This is a genomic window from Mycobacterium sp. (genome assembly GCF_050701515.1).
Taxonomy (GTDB): Bacteria; Actinomycetota; Actinomycetes; order Mycobacteriales; family Mycobacteriaceae; genus Mycobacterium.
In genome coordinates this window covers 1-19325 of record NZ_JBOGDB010000243.1, presented here as the reverse complement: position 1 = coordinate 19325, position 19325 = coordinate 1, and the positions used below count along the sequence as shown (strand labels likewise).

The 19325-nt window shown below is 63.5% G+C and carries 16 protein-coding genes; 4 read left to right on the top strand and 12 right to left on the bottom strand.

Translation table 11 applies throughout. The features are described from left to right. Positions 1–1053 (top strand): WS/DGAT domain-containing protein (locus ACRDU5_RS18850; RefSeq protein WP_526616252.1); only part of this gene is annotated, 1053 nt, incomplete at its 5' end. A gap of 4 nt (positions 1054–1057) precedes the next feature. Here ACRDU5_RS18850 and ACRDU5_RS18845 read toward each other — a convergent pair. The 10 genes from ACRDU5_RS18845 to ACRDU5_RS18800 all read right to left on the bottom strand — a co-directional run bounded on the left by ACRDU5_RS18845 (position 1058) and on the right by ACRDU5_RS18800 (position 13168). Beyond that, positions 1058–1864: a lysophospholipid acyltransferase family protein gene (locus ACRDU5_RS18845; RefSeq protein ID WP_526616250.1), complete on the bottom strand. Its 807-nt coding sequence runs from the start codon at positions 1862–1864 to the stop codon at positions 1058–1060. Next, entirely contained in the window at positions 1857–3302 is a 1446-nt protein-coding gene (locus ACRDU5_RS18840) for an adenylate/guanylate cyclase domain-containing protein (protein ID WP_526616258.1), read from the bottom strand. The genes ACRDU5_RS18845 and ACRDU5_RS18840 overlap by 8 nt, the downstream gene beginning before the upstream one ends. Positions 3303–3380: 78 nt before the next feature. Next, positions 3381–4646 carry a cytochrome P450 gene (locus tag ACRDU5_RS18835; RefSeq protein ID WP_526616249.1) on the bottom strand — a complete coding sequence of 422 codons (1266 nt, stop codon included), beginning with the start codon at positions 4644–4646 and terminating at the stop codon, positions 3381–3383. A 45-nt stretch (positions 4647–4691) separates the two neighbouring features. Continuing rightward, positions 4692–5918 carry a cytochrome P450 gene (locus ACRDU5_RS18830; protein WP_526616248.1) on the bottom strand — a complete coding sequence of 409 codons (1227 nt, stop codon included), beginning with the start codon at positions 5916–5918 and terminating at the stop codon, positions 4692–4694. A gap of 11 nt (positions 5919–5929) precedes the next feature. Next, a complete protein-coding gene (locus ACRDU5_RS18825) occupies positions 5930–7378 on the bottom strand; it encodes an aldehyde dehydrogenase family protein (RefSeq protein ID WP_526616256.1) in 1449 nt (482 codons plus the stop codon). A 25-nt stretch (positions 7379–7403) separates the two neighbouring features. Further along, positions 7404–8297: an SDR family oxidoreductase gene (locus ACRDU5_RS18820; RefSeq protein ID WP_526616245.1), complete on the bottom strand. Its 894-nt coding sequence runs from the start codon at positions 8295–8297 to the stop codon at positions 7404–7406. Continuing rightward, positions 8294–9418 (bottom strand): spirocyclase AveC family protein, encoded by a 1125-nt coding sequence (locus ACRDU5_RS18815; RefSeq protein ID WP_526616244.1) that lies wholly within the window; start codon positions 9416–9418, stop codon positions 8294–8296. Before ACRDU5_RS18815 ends, ACRDU5_RS18820 begins: the two co-directional genes overlap by 4 nt. 4 nt (positions 9419–9422) lie before the next feature. Then, the gene (locus ACRDU5_RS18810) at positions 9423–10535 is read right to left on the bottom strand and encodes an ABC transporter substrate-binding protein (protein ID WP_526616243.1); all 1113 of its coding nucleotides are present in this window, start codon (positions 10533–10535) and stop codon (positions 9423–9425) included. Between the two features lie 89 nt (positions 10536–10624). Beyond that, positions 10625–11440: an AAA family ATPase gene (locus ACRDU5_RS18805; protein ID WP_526616242.1), complete on the bottom strand. Its 816-nt coding sequence runs from the start codon at positions 11438–11440 to the stop codon at positions 10625–10627. Between the two features lie 24 nt (positions 11441–11464). Further along, on the bottom strand, positions 11465–13168 hold the full coding sequence (locus ACRDU5_RS18800) for a nitric oxide reductase activation protein NorD (protein WP_526616241.1): 1704 nt from the start codon (positions 13166–13168) through the stop codon (positions 11465–11467). A 117-nt stretch (positions 13169–13285) separates the two neighbouring features. Here ACRDU5_RS18800 and ACRDU5_RS18795 point away from each other — a divergent pair, with 117 nt between their 5' ends. Then, positions 13286–14236 (top strand): SDR family NAD(P)-dependent oxidoreductase, encoded by a 951-nt coding sequence (locus ACRDU5_RS18795; RefSeq protein WP_526616255.1) that lies wholly within the window; start codon positions 13286–13288, stop codon positions 14234–14236. 229 nt (positions 14237–14465) lie between these two features. After that, positions 14466–15728, top strand: coding sequence for a TetR/AcrR family transcriptional regulator (locus tag ACRDU5_RS18790; RefSeq protein ID WP_526616253.1), 1263 nt, complete (start codon positions 14466–14468; stop codon positions 15726–15728). Between the two features lie 9 nt (positions 15729–15737). Here the strand turns inward: ACRDU5_RS18790 and ACRDU5_RS18785 are convergent, their stop codons facing one another. Further along, positions 15738–16976 (bottom strand): cytochrome P450, encoded by a 1239-nt coding sequence (locus ACRDU5_RS18785; protein WP_526616239.1) that lies wholly within the window; start codon positions 16974–16976, stop codon positions 15738–15740. A gap of 7 nt (positions 16977–16983) precedes the next feature. After that, positions 16984–18096: an ABC transporter substrate-binding protein gene (locus tag ACRDU5_RS18780; RefSeq protein WP_526616237.1), complete on the bottom strand. Its 1113-nt coding sequence runs from the start codon at positions 18094–18096 to the stop codon at positions 16984–16986. 148 nt (positions 18097–18244) lie between these two features. On the opposite strand from ACRDU5_RS18780, the gene ACRDU5_RS18775 reads away from it, so the two are divergent. Further along, on the top strand, positions 18245–19325 hold a 1081-nt coding region (locus ACRDU5_RS18775), incomplete at its 3' end, for a TetR/AcrR family transcriptional regulator (protein ID WP_526616236.1).

The following is a 19325-nucleotide window of genomic DNA, read 5'->3' as shown; positions in this document are numbered from 1 at the left end:
CAGCGGGTCGCATTCATCGGAAAGGTGCACCACGCCCTGGCCGATGGGGTGGCCTCAGCGAACCTGCTGGCTAGGGCGATGGATCTGCAGGGATCCGCCCAGGATGAACGCGACACGTACCCCGTCTGCCTGCCGCCCTCGAACACAGAGCTGCTGCGAGAGGCCGGCCGCGACCATCTGCAGCTAGCCGCCAAACTGCCGGCCGTGGTGAAGGACGCGGTTTCCGGCTTCAGCCGCCTGCGCCGGCGGTCTCGACAACGCGGCGATCAACCGGACCTGGCCCGGTCCATGCATGCGCCGCCTACGTTCATCAACCACGTCATCACACCGACAAGAACATTCGCCACCGCGACTCTTTCACTGGCACAGGTGAAGGAAACCGGCCGACACCTCGGGGTGACCGTCAACGACATGGTGCTCGCGACCGCCGCAGGAGCACTGCGGGAACTGTTGTTGCGCTACGACGGCAGGGCCGACGCGCCGGTCGTCAGCTCCGTGCCGGCCAGTACCGACACGTCACCGGACCGGATCACCGGCAATGAGCTGAGCGGCATGGTGGTGTCACTTCCGGTACATATCGAGGACCCGTTGGAGCGGGTGCGGTTGACCGCCATGGCAACCGGGATCGCGAAGGAAAACTATCAGCTACTTGGTCCGGAGCTGTTCGGTCGGATGGCGAACTATGCGCCGGCCGTCATTGCTCCACCCGTGTTTCGGTGGTTGGCCAGACGCGACGCTCGAAACAAGATCTTCAACATTCCGATCTCCAACGTGCCAGGACCGCGGGAACGCGGCCGATTCGGTGGCGCACCGGTGAGCGAAATCTATTCTGTTGGTCCACTTCCGCCCGGTTGTGGCATCAATATCACGGTGTGGAGCTACGTCGATCAGCTGAACATCTCGGTTATCGCCGACGATCACACCCTCGATGACCCTCATGAGGCGACCGACGCGATGATCCATGCCTTCACCGAAATACGCAGTGCCGCAGGATGTGCCGGTGGCGTGGATACCGTGCCCACGGCCATGCCCCCGGCGGCGGCTGCGAAGTAGCTGCTCAGCCCAGCACCGGAAAGCGGCGCTGCCGTGCCAGCCGGTCGAGCGCGGACTGCATGGCCGAACGGACGTGGGCATCAACCTCTGCGATGTCTGGTTCGTCGCCGTATTGACCCGCGACATCGATCGGTTCCATTACCTGTGTGACGATCTTCGTCGGAAGGGGCAAATTTGGCGGCACCAGCACGCTGAGGCCGAACGGGATACCGAAGGTGACGGGCAATATGTCGGATCGCAGCCGATTGAGGCCCAATCTCTTTGCCAGCCATGTGCCCCGGGTCAAGAACAACTGGCTTTCTTGTCCACCGATCGACACGGCGGGCACGATCGGCACACCGGCCTCGATGGCGGTCTTGACGTATCCGGTGCGACCGTTGAAGTCGATGACGTTCTCGGCCAGCGTAGGCCGGTACGAGTCGTAAACCCCGCCAGGAAACACCAGCACGATGCCGCCCGATCGCAGCGCGTCGGCGGCGGCCGACCGGCTGGCCGGAATGACGCCGATGCGGGTCAGCCAATCCGACATCGGCCCGACGAACAACCCGTCGTGGCCGAGGGTGTAGAGGGGGCGGTCGTAGCCAAAGTGGTCGTAGAAGGCCGCGGCGAAGATCAGCACGTCTGGTGTCAACATGCCGCCAGAGTGATTGGATACAACCAACGCACCGCCGGTCGGCGAAAGGGCCGCCATTCCCTGAGCCTGAAAGCGGAACCAGTGCTTGGCAATTGGAGCGGCGGCGCCAATGAGCCGGCGCGTCAGATCGGGATCCCACTTGGCGATGGCTGAGTCAGCGAAGTCGTTGTCAGTCATGTCCCCCTTTGGGTGTGGAGATATGCGTCTCCTCGGAGCGGCCGCGCAGGACGGTGCTGCCCTGCGAGGTCCACTGCCTTCGTTCCGCCTCATCGGCACGCTCGACAGCAGCGGACGAACAGAGGATCCGCCGATCCGACGTCTTGGCGAGATCCGCAAGCCGCGCGGCCTCGTTGACGGCGTCACCGATCACCGTGTACTCATAGCGATTCTCGGCACCAATGTTTCCCGCAAAAACCGATCCCGCCGAAACGCCGATGCCGAAGTCCACCATGGGTAGCTGCCGCAACTGGTCGGCCAGGTCGCGCGCGGTGGCCAATGCGGTCGATGCCGCTTCGTTTGTCCGCAAGGGCACTCCGAACACGGCAAGCGCGGCGTCGCCCTGAAACTTGTTGATGAGCCCACCACGTTCGTCGACGCAATTGACGACTATGCGGAAGAAGTCGTTGAGCACATTGGCCACCTGCTCTGGCGGGTGGCTCGCCGAGAACTGGGTCGAGCCGACTAGGTCGATGAACAGGATCGCGGCGTCTTGCACGTCTCCCGACAGCGATGCACCTTCTTCGATGGCGCGCCGGGCAACATTGGCACCAACATGGCGACCGAACAGGTCGCGTAGCCGTTCGCGTTCGGCGAGCCCGGCCACCATCCGATTGAATCCGTTCTGTAGTCGCCCGATTTCCGAGCGCTCGAATACATCGACTTCAGTGTCTAGTTGCCCCTTCTCCACCTGAGCCATCGCGCCAACGACCTCACCTATCGGATCGGAGATCGAGCGGGACGTCAGGATCATTGTCGGCAGTCCGAGCAGCACCGCGGCGAGCGACACCACGAGCACGGCGATGTCGACCGATGCGGTCTCTGGAATGAGCCAGCCGTTCGACCGGACAAAGATCAGGGCCGCGATGACGCCGGAGGGCAGCGCGCTGCACAGTAACCACAGCAGGATCAATCGCGCCAGCACCCCCGGCGCGGCGATGAGGCGCTCGGAAGGTTCCGTCGCGGCGACCAGGATTGGCCGAATGACATTCTGAGTGAGCAGAAGGCCGATGCCGGCGGCGGCGGATCCGCCGAACAGAACACCGAGGAGGGTCGGCACCGCGATAGCGATCCCGCCATGGCGATTGAGCAGAAAGGAGATTGCACCGCTCACCACCCACGTCGCCCCGAGGATCGCGGACTGCCAGCCGAACAGTCTCTTCGCCGCCCGACGCTGGCGAGTATCCGGTTGCCGTCCGGGAATGAACCACCGCGATGACGGTGCGATGGTCAGCATCCCGCCTACCGCGACCACGACGGTCCCCACGGCGGTCAGCACTGCCGAGATGATGATGTTTTGCCGGGTGAAGTACGTCTGCGCTTCGCTGAGAGCCTCGCCGCCGAACGGTATGACGATGGCGACGGCAGCGGCGACCGATAGCAGATACGCAAGCGCCAGTCGGCTCGCGTATTGAACCGACAAGGTGGGGGCAGTCCGCGCCTTATTCACCTGAACAAAGTAGCGATATGCACGGGCTCAGCGCATCGGGTTGAACTCGATATGCAGTTCCTCCAGCCCACGCAAGATGAACGTGGGTTCATAGGTGTAGCGGCGCGCATCGGCCGGACCGTGGTGCACCTCCGAGATTCGGATGTCGGTCATCCGATCGAGAATCCTGTTCAGCGAAATTCGGCCCTCTGTCCGTGCCAGCGGAGCACCGGCGCAGGAATGGATCCCGCGGATGAATGCAAGATGTTCGCGCACGTTCGGTCGGTCAGCGCGGAACATGTTGGGCTCGTCGAACTTCCGCGGATCTCGGTTGCATGCCCCGGGCAGTATCATCACCGTTGTGCCGGCGCGCACCTTGACGTCTCCGACGGTCGTCGATTCGCGTGCCATCCGGAAGTGGGCCTTGACCGGGCTTTCCATCCGCAGTGTCTCTTCGAGAAAGGCCGGAATGCGGCTGCGGTTTTCGCGCAAATAGGTCTCGAACTCCGGATTCTCGCCGATGATTCGCATCGCGGAGCTGACCAGCTTCGTCGTGGTTTCGGTGCCGGCCGCGAACAGGAAGGTCGATAGGTTCATGACGTCGACGATTTCCGGTGTCGATCCGTCCTCGTACTTGGCTTGCGCCAACTTGGTCAGCACGTCCCCGCGGGGCTCTCGCCTGCGATCCTCGATATAGCCGTAGAACTTATCGTTCAGCCATTGCAGCGGATTGTGCGTGGGCGACTCGTCGCCCAGGGCGCCGACTGTTTCCTTTGCGAATGCCGCCCGGAACTCGTCGTGATCCTCGGTCGGCACGCCGAGCAGATCCGCGATGACGAGCAGCGAGAACGGTTGCGCATACCCCGCGAGGAACTCGCACTCGCCGCGGCCGATGAACGTGTCGAGCTGCTCGTCGGCCAAACGCCACATGAAGTCTTCATTTTCCTTGAGCCGCTTGGGAGTGATGAGCTTGCTCAACAGGCCGCGGGTGCGGGTGTGGAGCGGCGGGTCCATCGCGGAGATGTGTTCGGCCATCGGGACCTTCGCCCGGTGTTCCTCGATCAGCTCGGTGACGTCGTCGGCGCCGTCGGGCCCGAACGGCAGCCCCGAGAAGGGACCCGCGACGGCGATACATGAGGAAAACGCCGGGTCCTTGTACACCGCGAGGGCCTCCTCGTATCCGGTGACGGCCAGCACGGCGTATGGCGATGCGGGCGTCACCGGGCACCTCGAGCGCAAATACTCGAAGTACGGGTACGGATCGGGGACAAGCGATTCGTCGGTGAAGAAATCCACTGATTCGAAATCGGTCACAACACGCTCCTGGTCGATTCGGTCACGTAGGCATCGCCGGGATCATCAGCCGCCCGGCACGTCGAACAGGACCGGCAGCGACGTCGGGGAGCGGAAGGCCTGACCGCGGATGTACGGGTCGTCGGCCGCGGGATCCAGGCGCAGATTCGGCAAGCGGTCGAACAGAAGATTCAGCGCCACCCGCATCTCCAGTCGCGCAAGGTGCATGCCGAGACACACGTGCACGCCATGGCCGAACCCGATATGTGCCCTGGCAGAACGGAAGATGTCGAAACGGTCCGGGTCGGGGAAGCGATCGTCCTGCCGGTTGGCTGCGCCCAGCACCGGCATCACCGAACAGCCCGCCGGGATTTTGACTCCGCCAAGCTCGGTGTCGCGGGTGGCAACGCGGGTGATCATGATAAGCGGCGGCTCCCACCGCACGGCTTCCTCAATCGCCTGCGGCAGCAGCGAGCGGTCGGCGCGGACGGCATCGAACTGATCGGGGTTGGAGAGCAACCCGAAGAGCATGTTTCCGAGCGAGCGGTAGGTCGTCTCAACGCCGGCGGGAAGCAGCAGCCGCAGGAACGAGAAGATCTCCTCGTCGGATAGGCGCTCCCCATCAATCTCGGCCGCGGCCAGTCCACTGATCAGATCGTCGCGGGGTTCGTCTCGCCGGGCCGCCAGGATGGGCGTGAAGTACTCGGTCAGCGCTTGGGATGCTGCGCGCCCCCGTTCCGCATTGACGGTGAAGGCCAGCAACGAGATCGACCAACGCTGAAACTGCGGATAGTCCTCTCGTGGCAGGCCCAGCAATCCGGCGATGATCTGTGTGGGATAGGGAAAGTTGAACTGCTTCACCAGATCAGCGCTGCCCCGATCGACAAAACCGTCGATCAGCTCGTTGCCGACCTTCCCCACCAAATCGTCCTCCCAGCGCGCCAATGCCTTCTGCGAGAATGCCTTTGATACCAGCGCCCGGTGCCGGTTGTGCGCGGGCTCGTCCATCCCCAGCATCACGTGCTGCCCGAAGACATCGCCGAATGCCTGAATGATGATCGCCGACGAGAAGGTCTCGTTGTCCTTCAACATCTGTTGGGCATCCTCAAAGCGATACACCATGAAGATGGGCTTGCCTTCCTCGCCAGGCATGCCCGGGATGTCGATACGCTGTACGGGTTCTTCGCGTCGCAACCGGGCCAGCTCGGTGTACGGGTCCCGCACATCACCTGACACGAAATCGTCGAATTCCCCGAAATCCTCGAGATCATCGAGATCATCGAACAATTGCATACTGAATCTCCTTATCCGGCCGGATGGGCGACCGTCTTGATCTCGGTGTACTGGTCGAAACCGGCGACACCGTTTTGCCGGCCGACACCGCTGGCCTTGTAGCCGCCGAACGGTGAGTCGGCGCCGTAGGCCGCGGTGCCGTTCAGTCCGATGAACCCGGCGCGGAGTCGTCGGGCAACGGCCACCGAGTGCTCGACCGAACCCGACATCACATTGCCGGCCAACCCGTACACGCTGTCGTTGGCGATGCGGACCGCATCGTCCTCGTCGTCGAATGGAATCACGGCCAGCACCGGACCGAAGATCTCCTCCTGGGCGATCGTCATCTTGTTGTCGACGTCGGTGAAAAGCGTTGGCCTGACGTAGAATCCTTTGTCGAATCCGGTCGCTGCATCGGGGCCGCCGACAAGACAGGTGGCACCCTCGTCGACGCCCTTTTGGATGTAGCCGAGCACCCGCTGGCGCTGCTTCTCCGAGATAACGGGACCACAAAACGTGCCCGGGTCCTGCGGATCCCCCGGCATGACGCCCTCGTACATCGCCTTGAGCATCGCCACGCCTTCGTCATACCGCGATCGGGGCAGCAGCAGGCGGGTCGGGTTGGCGCAGCCCTGCCCGGCGTGCATGCAGGGCGCGATGCCGATCGCGCAAGCCATGCCCAGGTCGGCGTCCTCCAACACGATCGTCGCCGATTTGCCCCCCAGTTCCAGGAACAGGCGCTTCATCGTGGCGGCGCCCTTCTCCATGATTCGCTTGCCGACGACCGTCGAGCCGGTGAAGGAGATCAGGTCCACCTTCGGTGAGAGTGTCAGCTCTTCCCCCACAAAGTGATCGAACGCGGTGACGACGTTGACGACTCCCGGCGGGATGTCGGTGGATTCTGCGATCAAGCGGCCTATGCGGGTGGCGTTGTACGGAGTGTTCGGCGCGGGCTTCAGCACCATGGTGTTACCGGTGCCCAACGCCTGGCCGAGCTTCTGGATGGTGACCTCGAAAGGAAAGTTCCACGGCACGATCGCGCCGACCACGCCAACCGGTTCGCGCCATACCTTGCGGCTGGTGTTCTGGCCGGTGAGTGACACGAATCTGTCGCCGAGGTCGGTTTCCCAGGCGTATTCGTCTATCAGCTTGACTGGAAACTTGAGCGCGTCCTCCAACGGAGCATCCAGCTGCGGGCCGTGAGTGATCGCGCGCGGGCATCCGACTTCGAGGATGAGTTCCTCGCGCAGTTCTTCCTTCTCTTTCTCCAGCGCGTCATTGAGTTGCATCAGGCAGCGCTTGCGCAACTCCTTGTTGGTCGACCATTCCGTCTCGTCGAACGCGCGCCGCGCCGCGTCGATCGCACGATGCATGTCCGCTTTCGACGCGTCGGCGACCTCGCCGAGCGCCTCCTCGGTGGCCGGGTTGAGGTTGGTGAACGTGCCGGCCTCGCCATCGACGAGCTTGCCGTCGATCATCATCTTCGATTCGAAGCTAACCGCGGTGTCAGTCATCCTTCTCGCTCTCGTGAGTTGTTAAGCCACCAAACCGTGGAAGTCCCATCATCAATCGGATCATGTGGTGAAGTCCCTTTGCAGGCAAAAGTCGGTTTATGACCAACAGCATCCGCGCATCGGGACCCACCGGCCGCCGAACGAAGGGCGCGTTGCTGTCGAGTGCCTTGGCGAGCCCGGCGGCAAAGCGCTTCGGCGAGCGGGCGGCGTACTTCATGGCCAATCTGCCCCGCCGGTCCATGGTGGCGTGGTGGCGTGCGTATGTTCCGTCAAAGTCACGGCAGTCCGTCGTGCCCGTGTCAGTGATGATTTCGGTGTCGTAGGTGCCCGTTACCAATATCGTCACACCCAGCCCGAACGGCGCGATCTCGCAGGCCAGCGATTCACCCCAGCGTTCCAGGGCTCCTTTCGCGGCGGAGTACGCCGCTGTCGACGGCATGCCGCGCACACCGCCCGCGCTGGAAACCATGACGATGCGTCCGCGACCGGCGGCGCGCATCGATGGCAGCAGTGCGCTCGTCAGTGCCACCGGGCCGAACACCGTGGTTTGGAACATCTTCTCCCACAGGCTTATCGGCGTCTCCTCGGCCATGCCGGCGGCCGAGATGCCGGCGTTGTGCACGAGGGCGTAGGGGGCGCCGACGGCCTCTTCGATCATCTTCGCGGCAGCGGTGACCGACGCGGAGTCAGTGAGATCGAGCTGCACAGCGATCAGGCGGGGGTCGTCGTCGTCAGCGCCGGTCGCCTCCCGCAGACGGTCCAATCCGGTATCCGGTGAGCGCATCGCCGCCACGACCCGCCAGCCCTGCCGGTAGAGGTACACGGACGACGCGAAGCCCAGGCCTCTCGACGCGCCAGTGATGACGACGCTGCGCGGTTCACTCATGTCTTCGGCGCACACCGCTCGCTCTCGGACCCGAGCTGCACGTCTGGACGCCCATCCGGCTGGGCACTCATCCACGTCGACCAGATACCCACCGAATACGGGCCCTCTTGACCGTTCTTCTCGTAGAAGCCTTGCGGGTCATACACTTTCGCTTCCGGATAGGGCCACGGGCAGGCAACAGAGGTGGCGGCCCGTGTCCACTTGATGATTGCGAAGCCCGTTCCATACGCGAAGTACGCGAGGTTGATGATGACGAACATCACCACGAACATGCCGAGAGCAGGCTTGCTGGCGAAGATGCGTGCCCGCTGCGCCAGCTTTTCGGCGACGGTGCGTCCGGTGTCGTCGCGGTACAGCAGCACTCCGGCCGGGATCATCACGAACGTGACCATCACGGTTTCCCAGATGAACGGGAATTGGTATGTCTCCCCGACGAATACCGACCCGAACGGAATGACCTGCGAGTAGATGTAGAAACCGGTGCGCACCAGCGTGATCTCCAGCATCGCATCGAGGAGGATCCCGATGGGAAAGATGATCGCCGCCAGGCTGATCAGGGGATGGCGCCACACGAACGAGTCGACGGGCCGGCGGGCCTGAATCCTGCGAAGGATCCAGATCGCCGGGAAATAGGGTCCCAGATAGAACATGATGTACCCGATCACCAGGAACGGTTCCACCGTGGGCGACAGTGACACCAGCGGCCAGTCCTCCGGCCAGTGCCAGAGTTCCGGGTTGTAGACCGCGTACGGCGACCAGTTCATGATCGGGTCCTGCCAGACGATCAACGTCGTGACGATGCCCATCAACAACACCGGGTGGGCGCCATGTCGGCGCCACGCCACCACATACACCACGATGATGATCGACATCGAGACGACCGTGAAGATCTGGAAAAGATCGAGCCAGTTGTCGTAGCCGAACAGCGGCTCGACCGGACGTGGCGCCCCCTCGACCTCGGGGTTGCGGATGCGGGGCGAAACCGCGCCCTTCCGCGCGTTGACCGCGATGAGGGCCAGCAGGACCAGGGCGACGGTGACCCACGCCACGCCTTGCCACGAGACTTTCTTCGGCTCGGCAGCCGGGCTTTCGGAAGCCGGCGATGTCTGTTCTGTGGTCATCGGATCACTCCTCACCGAATCGGTCGACGAGATGGGAGTTGACGCCGTCGGCGTCCAATCTGCGGGCCACCAGGTATCCGGCGCCCATCCAGGCGCGCCGTGTCCAGTTTCCGAACGACACCCTGGTGCCAGGCGCACCCGCGGCGGCGGGCATCATCTTCACCCGTTCCAGCGCTTCCTTGACGCCGCGCGGGCTCAGCGGATGCGCATCGGTGCAGGCTCGTAGCAGAGAGGTGGCGACGTCGCAGTTCACCACCGGGACGCAGTACTCGGGGCGGCGACCATACTTCTCTTCATACTTGTCGAGGAAACGCTGTCCGACGGGATTTGCTTCGTCGTACTGGTCGACTCCTGTCCACCCCATGAACGCGTTCCACATGATCGGATTGATCCATGCGTTCTGGAACGCGGTGCTGGTGAACCGAGGCGGATCCCACTCCGCCGCCTCCAGCGCGGAGTTGAGGAAGACGATCCCGAACCCGAAGCCGCAATGCACGAGGGCGCTGGGCTTCGCTTCATGCATGACACGCACCGCCTCGCCGACGTCCTGGGCTGTCTGTGCGAGCGACGCCTCTGCCACGATGCGAATGTTCTTCCGACGGGCCGCATTCCGGAAATGCCGGACATATGTCTCTCCGACGAGCGACTGCTCGACGAGTACACCGACCTCGGTGTGGCCGCCCTTGGCAAGCAGGTCGGCCCAGAAGATCGGCTCATCGGTCAACGAGCCCTGCGGGAAGGAGAACGTCCACTCGCCTAGCCAGTCATCGGAACCGGTCACACTCAGTGCCGGCACCCGGAAACGGTCCTCGATCGCCTCCCGCGTCGGCACGCAGTTGTCGGTGATATGGGGTCCGAACACCGCGAGGCATCCCTCGTCGACCAGTTCTCCGAAAGCATCGATGACGGCCTTGACCGACCCCTTCGGTAGGCCTTCGACCTCGCGGTAGGCCACCTCGATTGGGCGGTCGATGAGGCCCTCCGCCATTGCCTCGCCAAAGATCAGCTCGAAGGGGTTGGACAGATCCTCCTTCATCTCCTGCGGGTAGAGGTCCGGCAACTTGAAGTCCATCAAGTAGCCGATCTTGATTGGCTCAGCGGTGCTCTCGTAGGACATGTCACCTCCATTGGTGCGGCAGTCCGCGCGGCAAACCTAATATTTGTTCAGACCCTAGCGTGAGCCACCGTCGTCGTCAATCGCGGCGATCATGCTTCCTGGTCGCCGAGGTACACGTCGATCATCTCGGCGAGGCCCTTGGTCACGACGGAGTCGTCGGTAAGCGGTCCGGCAATGGCGGCGCGGGCCGCCTCCCGCGGTTCCAGGCCTTCGGCCATCAATCGCCCGGCGGCAATGAGCACCCGGGTGGAGGCCACCTCGCGAAGGCCGGCCGTCTCGATTCGGCGGATCGCCTGACCGAACCGCACCAGCTGAGCCGCCTTGTCGTGGTCGATACCGGCCTCGCAGGTGATGATCTTCTCCTCGACGTCCGGTGCCGGGAAGCCGAACTCGATGGCGACCATCCGCTGGCGCGTCGAGTCCTTGAGATCCTTCAAAACGCTCTGATATCCGGGGTTGTAGGACACCACCAGGCAGAACTCGGGCGCCGCGTCGAGTGTCACGCCGAGGCGCTCGATCGGAAGCTGTCGCCGATGATCGGACAGCGGGTGCAACACCACCGTCGTGTCCTGACGGGCTTCGACGACCTCGTCGAGGTAGCAGATCGCACCCTCGCGCACCGCATGTGTCAGCGGGCCGTCCACCCACTCGGTCTCGCCGCCCTTCAGCAGGAACCGCCCCACCAGATCGGCCGTGGTCAGATCGTCATGGCAGGCCACGGTGATCAGAGGCCGCTGCAGGTCGTACGCCATCGCCTCGACGAAGCGCGTCTTCCCACATCCGGTGGGACCCTTCAGCACGACCGACAAGCCCTGCCGGTAGGCCGCCATGAACACCTGCTCCTCGTTGCCGAGCGGTACGTAATACGGGCGCTGTCCGCGCGTCGGCGCGGTCTCGGGGTCCATCGTTTTCCTCTCTGCCACAATCAGTTACGCAACCCGCCGCCGAACCTCCGCAGAGCGGATGGCCGAGCGGAACAGCGGGCCGATCATCCGGCTCATTTGTTCGAGCTTGGGAATGGTGGCGTGGGCGGCGCTGCCGAATACCCGGCGCAGCTCGTCGACATCCGTCGCGGCGCCGATGGTGAGGCACAGACAGCCGGTACCTCTACGGCGGGCCTCGGCGAGCGCGCGACGAGCGTCGGCCGCGCCATAGACCCGTTCATAGCCGTGGTCATATGCCAATCCGTCGGAGAGCACGACCAGCAGCCGTCGTGGCGCCCCGCCGTCGCGTTCCAGCACGGCCGCGCCATGGCGGATGGCCGCGCCAAGTCGCGAATACGCCCCGGGTACCAGGCCGCGTAAACGCCTCATCACGGAGATATCGAGATCGCCGTCAAAGCGCTTCACCGGCATCAGGTTCACCGCAGACCGCCCCTGAGAATGAAACGCGTACAGCGCCACTCGATCTCCGAGGTCATGCAACGTGGTGGTCAGCGCGGCGGCCCCGGCGCGCTGCTGATCGTGCACGCTGAGGCCGGTGGCTCCGGGCTCGGCGGACGACCCCGAAATATCAAGCAATACCAGCACGGCCAGATCGCGTCGGCGGCGCAACGTGTCGATATAGACCGCCTCGTCGGGCGCCGAGCCCGCCAGCACCTCGACGCGTGCCTCGACCGCCGCGTCGATATCGATGTCGTCGCCGCCGGGCTGGCGGTGGCAACGGTCGAGGCCCAGGCCGAGCCGGGCAAGCGGACGACGCAATCCGTGGCTGTCGGAGAAGCCGAGGGACGTGTCGGCCTTCACCCGCGGTACAACCTCCACAACCGTGCACCAGTCCGGCCGATAGCGGCGCCGATGCACGTCCCACTCGGGATACGTCGTTCCGTGGCCCTCGCCGAAGGCCTCCTCGAACGCGCTGGCCTGTGCGGTCGAAACCACGGCGCGGCCCCCACCGCGCGCCCCCGAACGCGACCGATGGGTGGGCGCGTCCGCCCCCGGTGGGCCTCCCCCGCTGAGCTGGCGCACCATCCCCAGCATCTTCTGCAGCAGACGTCCCATCACGCCTGCCCCGCCCACTGGACTGGAGAAAACGTCCATGAAGTCGTCGGCCTCCTGATCGCCGTCCTCGTCGAGTTCGGCGAGTTCCTGCTTACGCTGACGACGCGGCATGTGTTCACCCGGCGCTGCCGACGCCGCGGCACGATCCATGGCTGCCAACATATTTCGGGCACGGATCGCTCCGAACACTTCTGGCGGGTCGGCGGCTGCTCCTCGGCTCAGCGCCAGCGCCAGCGATGCGTCGGGTGATTCCGTGCGGGTGGCGACATTACGGTCGATGAGCGACCGCGCAAAGGGTGGCAACAGATCCTCGTTGGCCGCCAGTGCCCGATGACCCTCCACGGCGAGATATCGCCTGGCCACCGCGGGGCGCCGAGTCAGCTTGCGGATGATGTCGGGCGCCAAGCTGCCCTGCGCCACCAGTGACGCCTGCACCGCCAGCGCTTCGAGTTGGTGGCGTCTACTCACGTCGGCCTCGACGTAGACCACCCGGCCGTCCGTCCACGCCGGCTCACCGGACGCAACCGGCCTCACCTCGAGCGGGTAGCCGGAAATGGCAGATGCCAGCAGGCCCAATCGCCCAAGGCCGTTCGTTTCTCCGTTGTCGCCCGGCACCAGCGTCCTCTGCTTCACGCGTTGACCAAATATCTGTTCCAGCGTAGAGTCCGGACTAAGCAACAGTCAAGTGCGCTGAAAGCCTCAGGCGGGCAGCGGGTTCCGCTGTTGATCACGAATTGGCAAGGAATAGCTATGATCAAATTCGACGATCAGGTAGTCATCGTCACGGGAGCGGGACGCGGACTCGGCCGCCTTTATGCAAAGGAGATGGCCCGCCGCGGAGCTTCGGTCGTGGTCAACGATCTCGGTGGCTCCATGCACGGCGAGGGCGCAGACGCCAGCGTCGCCGACGAGATGGTTCAAGAGATCGAGCGCGCCGGTGGAGTGGCGGTGGCGTCACACGATTCGGTTGACAGCCCCGAGGGCGGAGCCGCCATTGTGCAAACGGCGGTTGACCGGTTCGGCCGACTGGACGCGGTCGTCAGCAATGCCGGCATATTCAACAGCATTCCCTTCGAAGAACTCTCACCGGACGACTGGCGTCGCATGTTGCGCGTGCACCTCGACGGCGGCTTCTATTTGAGCCAGCCCGCCTATCGCGTGATGAAGTCTCAAGGCTATGGCCGGTTTGTCTTCATCTCGTCGTCCGGAGGAATGTTCGGCCAACCGCTGGAAGCGCATTACGCCGCGGCCAAAGCCGGACTGGTCGGGTTGACGAACGTCATCGCGATCGAAGGGGCCGAACATGGCATCCTCGCCAATAGCGTGCTCCCGTTCGGGTTCTCCCGGATGGTCACCGAAACCGTCGGCGACCCGAAAGCCCTTGAGGAAACCGGCTTCCTGAAGATCATCCAGCCGGACCTGGTGGTGCCGATGGTCGTCTTCCTCGCCAGCCGGGCCTGCGACTTCAGTCATCAGAACTACTCGGCGTGCGCCGGGCGTTTTGCGCGGGTCTTCGTCGGTCTGGGCGAGGGCTGGCTGGCAGACCCGGACAGCGAGCCGACCGCCGACGACATCGCCGAGCACCTCGCCGAGATCGCGGCGACAGATCCGTTCGCGGTCCCCGGGTCGATCTTCGAAGAGGTCTTCGCCGTCTGTGACCGGCTCGGTATCGACGTCTTTTCGCAAAGCGGACAGAATTGAGTTGCCCGGGATCGGCCGGGCAGAGTTCTATCTACCGGCGCATTCGGCGGTTCGGCCTGCACGGCGGACAACTCGTCTTCTGGTAGCGTGTACCAAACATTGGGTCGATCGGTTTTGCCAGACGGCGCCGAACGATCAGGATCGGAGTTAGGAGCCGTGGAGGGTGGTTGTGGCGCGTCCTGACGTGACGCCGAAGCTGCGCAACTCCCGCAAGGCTGCCCCAGGCCTCATGGACGATGCCCGCCACGCCTATGACGATGGCACCCGCCGGACCGAGATCCTTCAGACGGCGGCGACGTTGATCGCTTCGTCCGGCTTGAGGACCTCCCTGCAGGAGATTGCCGACGCCACCGGCATCCTTCCGGGCAGCTTGTATCACCATTTCGAATCCAAGGAAGCGATCCTCGTTGAGCTGATCCGGCGATATCACGAGGACCTGGACCGGATAGCCGAGCACGCCGAGCAGCGCCTTGACGACGACTCGCGGCCAGTCTCCGAGAGAATCATCGGCCTAGGATCGGCGATCGCCGAATGCGCGGTGCGGCATAGCGCCGCGCTTCAAATGTCGTTCTATGAAGGGCCAAGCGCCAATCCGGAACTGACCGAGCTGACCAGGCAGCGTCCAGACGCGATTCTGGAAGCGATGCTCCAGATACTGCGGGCCGGCAAGTGGAGCGGCTACCTCAGGCCCGAAATCGACCTACCCATACTGGCCGACCGAATCGTCCAGACGATGCTGCAGGTCGGGCTCGAGGTCATGCGACACAACGCCCCCGCTGACCGGGTTGCGGCGCTGTTGTGCCGAATCATCTTGGATGGCCTTGCGTCCAAACCGCCGACCGATGCGGAGCTGGATTCCGCCGCTGCGTTCCTCGCAGCGGACGAAGTCATCAAGTCCTGGACGGATGACAGCGACCCCGACGACAAAGGGGCGCACGTCCGTGCGGTCGCACGAACGGAGTTCGGCCGCAAAGGATACGAAGCGACAACAGTCAGGGACATCGCGTCCGCGGCCGGCCTTGGCACCGGCACCGTCTATCGATTGATTGGCTCCAAAGAGGAGCTCCTGACATCGATCATGGAATCGTTCGGAAAGAAGATTGCAGCGGGATGGACCAGTGTCCTGCGCGCGGATTCGACAATCGTCGAGAAGTTGGATGCGCTGGGTTGGGTTAACACCAATGCACTCGACCAGCTCGGCGACGAGTTCAGGATCCAGTTGGCGTGGATGCGACAGTCACCGCCTCCGGAGATCGCAGACGTGGCCTGGATGTACACAACACGCGTAAAGCAGATGAAAACCCTTCTTTCCCAAGGAATTAAGTCCGGAGAGATACGTGTCGACAGCCCGTCCAGCGACATGCTGGCACGCTGCATGATCGCTATTCAGTGGATTCCGGAGAGCATCCTGCGGGCCACCGATACCAGGACTGCTCAAATCCACGTTCGGGACACGGTGCTGCGCGGGGTTGCAGAGCGCAGCGCGAAGTAGCTCAGCCCGTCAGTCCCATACGACGTCGAGGCGAGGCGGAGACCGGAAATACACCCCGGAGATGTACGGAGCGGGCGCATCGGGGTCCAGCCGCAGTCCCGGCAATCGGTCGAAGAGGGTATTGAAGATGATGGAGCTCTCGAGGCGGGCCAGATGCATCCCGATGCACACGTGCGCGCCGTGGCCGAAACCGATGTGGGGCTTACGTTCTCGGAAGATGTCGAACTGCTCTGGGTTGTCCCATCGGGCCTCGTCATGATTGGCGCTGCCGAGATTCATCGCGATCGTTGAATTCGCCGGTATCTGGACTCCGCCGAGTTCAGTGTCACGGGTGGTCTCCCGCATGAAGTTAAGCAAGGGGGTTTCCCAGCGGATACCCTCCTCGATGGCCTGGGGAAGGATGCTTCGATCCGCCTGCACCGCAGCGAGTTGGTCGGGGTGAGTGAGCAGTCCGCAGGCCAGGCTCGCAGTCGACCGTGACGTGGTCTCGGCGCCGGCCGGAAGCAGGTTGCGCATGAACCCGAAGATCTCTTCGTCGGACAGTCGCACGCCGTCGACTTCGGCCTCGGCCAGCACGGTCACCATGTCGTCGCGTGGTTCGCGCCTTCGGTCGGCAAGGATGCCGACGAAGTACTCGCGTAACTGCGCGGACGCCCGAAGCGCACGGTCGTAGTCGGCCCTGAACCCCAGCAGTTCGATGCCCAGGCGGTGAAACTCCGGGACATCAGCCTCCGGCAATCCGAGCAGTGCGGCGATGATTCGTACCGGGATTGGCATGAACACCTTGGCTACCAAGTCCGCCCGCTTCGCGGACTGGAACCTGTCTATGGTGCGTTCGACCAGGGGTTTGACGAGTTCACTTTCCCAGCGGCGCATCGACGGGCGGGCGAACGCGTACTCGTGAAGCTTGCGGTAGACCTGATGTTCGGGTTCGTCCAACTCCAGGATGGTCGGGCCTTCCAGCGGACGGACGATGGCTTCGTAGCATCGCGTGCTGTAGGTCTTATTGTCGGTGAACACGGTCTTCACCGCGTCAAACGAGTACGCCGCGAACGTCGGTGGGCCGTCGCCGGAGTTTTCGTACATGCCCATTTCCGGCCATCCGGGATGGACCGGTCCGGTCGCACGCAACTCGCGCAGCAAGGGGTACGGCGAGGCGTCGCCGTCGGCGCCCAAACCTGCATCGAACCGCTCCTGCGCATCCCGGACGCTTTGGGGTACGTCATCCGTGTCTGTCACGTCAGCCATGCGACCCCTATTCCTCACCAAAGCGATCGACGAGACGCGAATTGACGCCATCGGGTTCGAGCTGCCGGGCCACCAGGTAGCCGGTGCCCATCCAGGCCCGGCGAATCCAGTTTCCGAACGAAATCCTGGTGCCGGGCGCGCCCGATGCCGCCGGCACCGACTTCACCCGTTCGAGTGCCTCCTTCACGCCACGAGGGCTCAACGGATGGGCGTCGGTAAGAGCGTGCAGGATCGCAGTGGCGACGTCACGGTTGACCACAGGCACGCACCATTCCGGGCGCCGCCCGTAGACCTTCTGGTATTCGTCGAGGAAACGTTGGCCGACCATGTTGGACTCGTCATACTGGTCGACGCCGGTCCAGCCCATGAACGCATTCCACATGACCGGGTTGATCCACGCGTTCTCGAATGCGGTGCTGGCGAATCGTGGTGGATCCCAGTCGAGTTGCGCGAGTGCAGGGTTGACGAACACAACTCCGAACCCGAAACCACAGTGGACGATTGCCGATACCTTCGCTTCATGCAACGTAAGAACTGCTTCTGAGGCATCTTGCGCGGTCTGCGCGATGGCAGCCTCCGCCACGACTCGAATACCCTTGCGCCGACACGCTTTCCGGAAGTTGTTGAGGTATGCCTCCCCGACCAGAGACTGCTCGACCAGCACGCCTACGTCGGAATGGCCGCCCTTCACCAGCAGGTCTGACCAGAAGATCGGTTCGTCGAAGTGCGATCCCATCGGGAACGAGAAGAACCATTCCCCCAACGCCTCGTCGGAACCCGTCACGCTGATTGCAGGAACCCGAAACCGCCCTTCGAGAGCCTCGCGGATGGCTACCGCGTTGTCACCGATGTGGGGTCCAAAGATGACCAGGCAGCCTTCGTCCACCAGTTCTTCGTAGGCATCGATCACGGCCTTGACCGTGCCTTTCGGAAGGCCCTCGACCTCTCGGTAGACCACCTCGATGGGCCGGTCGATCAGGCCCTGCTCGAGCGCGTCGCCGAAAACCATGTCGAACGGGTTCGTCAGATCGTCCCGGCGGTCTTGCGGGTAGTCGTCCGATAGCAGAAAGTCCATGAGGTAGCCGACCTTGATCGGCTCTGCGGTGCTTTCGTAGGACATGTCACCTCCGCGGCGGCCGTCGATTACCCAAATTTTTGTTCTACCCTAGTGTGAACAGATATTTGGGTCAAATAGGGACGGATGAGATAGCCTGCATAGGCGCTGGGTATCCCGTCGTCGACCGGACTCAACTGGCAGTGGAGGTCTTGTGACGCTTCAGCAGCCCACGCCGGTCGATGCCACGCGGCGAACCGAGATCCTTGAGACCGCGGAGTCGCTGATTGCCTCCTCGGGCCTGCGAACCTCGCTGCAGGAGATCGCCAATGCAGCGGGGATCCTGCCGGGCAGTCTGTACCACCACTTCGAATCGAAGGAAGCCATACTCGTTGAGCTGATCCGGCGCTACCACGCCGATCTCGATTGGATTGGCCAGGTCGCGCTGGAGAGGTTGGACGCACCCGGGTCGGGATCCGTAGAACAGAAGTTCGTCGAGTTGGGATCGGCGATCGCGAGCTGTGCCGTTCGACACCGCGCGGCACTTCAGATGTCTTTTTACGAGGCGCCGTCCGAGAACCCGGACTTGGTTCAGTTGCTGCGACAACGGCCCACCACCGTCCAGCAAGCGATGCTTCAAACGTTGCGCGCCGGCAGGTGGAGCGGTTACATCCGATCCGATCTCGATCTTCCCCCACTGGCGGACCGCATTTGCCAGTCCATGATGCATGTCGGGCTGGATGTCATTCGGCGCAAAGCTCCCGCGGACCAGGTGGCAACGGTGCTCTGCCGCATCATGCTGCACGGCCTTGCCAGCCGGCCCCATGACGACGGGGAGCTGGACGGCTCAAGCGCGCTAGCCGCCGCGGACGCCGTCATTCGGACGTGGCGGGATGAGGATGGCGCCGGTCTCAGCGACAAGACAGCGCGGATCCGTGCAGCGGCGCGCACGGCGTTCGGCCGCAAGGGCTTTGAAACCACCACCGTCCGGGACATCGTGTCCGCGGCAGGGTTCGGCACTCGCACCGTCTACCGGCTCGTCGGCTCGAAGGACGAACTACTCGCGTCGATCATGCAAACCTTTGGCGAGAAGACCGCTGCGGCGTCGATGGGCGTTCTGAGTTCCGATGCGACGCCGATCGAGAAGCTCGACGCACTGAGTTGGATCTACGTGAATTCGATCGTTCACTTCCCCGACGAATGGAAGATTCAGCTGGCGTGGATGCGCCAGTCTCCGCCCGACACTCCTAATCCCGGCTATGCCTTCGGAAGCCAGATGCAGCAGCTCAAGAAGC

Bases quoted from the DNA above. Each gene is read 5' to 3' on its own strand.
- ACRDU5_RS18780 (WP_526616237.1), bottom strand. From the start codon at position 18,096: ATGTCCTACGAAAGCACCGCAGAGCCGATCAAGGTCGGCTACCTCATG.
- ACRDU5_RS18790 (WP_526616253.1), top strand. From the start codon at position 14,466: ATGGACGATGCCCGCCACGCCTATGACGATGGCACCCGCCGGACCGAG.
- ACRDU5_RS18845 (WP_526616250.1), bottom strand. From the start codon at position 1,864: ATGACTGACAACGACTTCGCTGACTCAGCCATCGCCAAGTGGGATCCC.
- ACRDU5_RS18810 (WP_526616243.1), bottom strand. From the start codon at position 10,535: ATGTCCTACGAGAGCACCGCTGAGCCAATCAAGATCGGCTACTTGATG.
- ACRDU5_RS18785 (WP_526616239.1), bottom strand. From the start codon at position 16,976: ATGGCTGACGTGACAGACACGGATGACGTACCCCAAAGCGTCCGGGAT.
- ACRDU5_RS18805 (WP_526616242.1), bottom strand. From the start codon at position 11,440: ATGGACCCCGAGACCGCGCCGACGCGCGGACAGCGCCCGTATTACGTA.
- ACRDU5_RS18830 (WP_526616248.1), bottom strand. From the start codon at position 5,918: ATGCAATTGTTCGATGATCTCGATGATCTCGAGGATTTCGGGGAATTC.
- ACRDU5_RS18820 (WP_526616245.1), bottom strand. From the start codon at position 8,297: ATGAGTGAACCGCGCAGCGTCGTCATCACTGGCGCGTCGAGAGGCCTG.
- ACRDU5_RS18795 (WP_526616255.1), top strand. From the start codon at position 13,286: ATGATCAAATTCGACGATCAGGTAGTCATCGTCACGGGAGCGGGACGC.
- ACRDU5_RS18825 (WP_526616256.1), bottom strand. From the start codon at position 7,378: ATGATGATCGACGGCAAGCTCGTCGATGGCGAGGCCGGCACGTTCACC.
- ACRDU5_RS18815 (WP_526616244.1), bottom strand. From the start codon at position 9,418: ATGACCACAGAACAGACATCGCCGGCTTCCGAAAGCCCGGCTGCCGAG.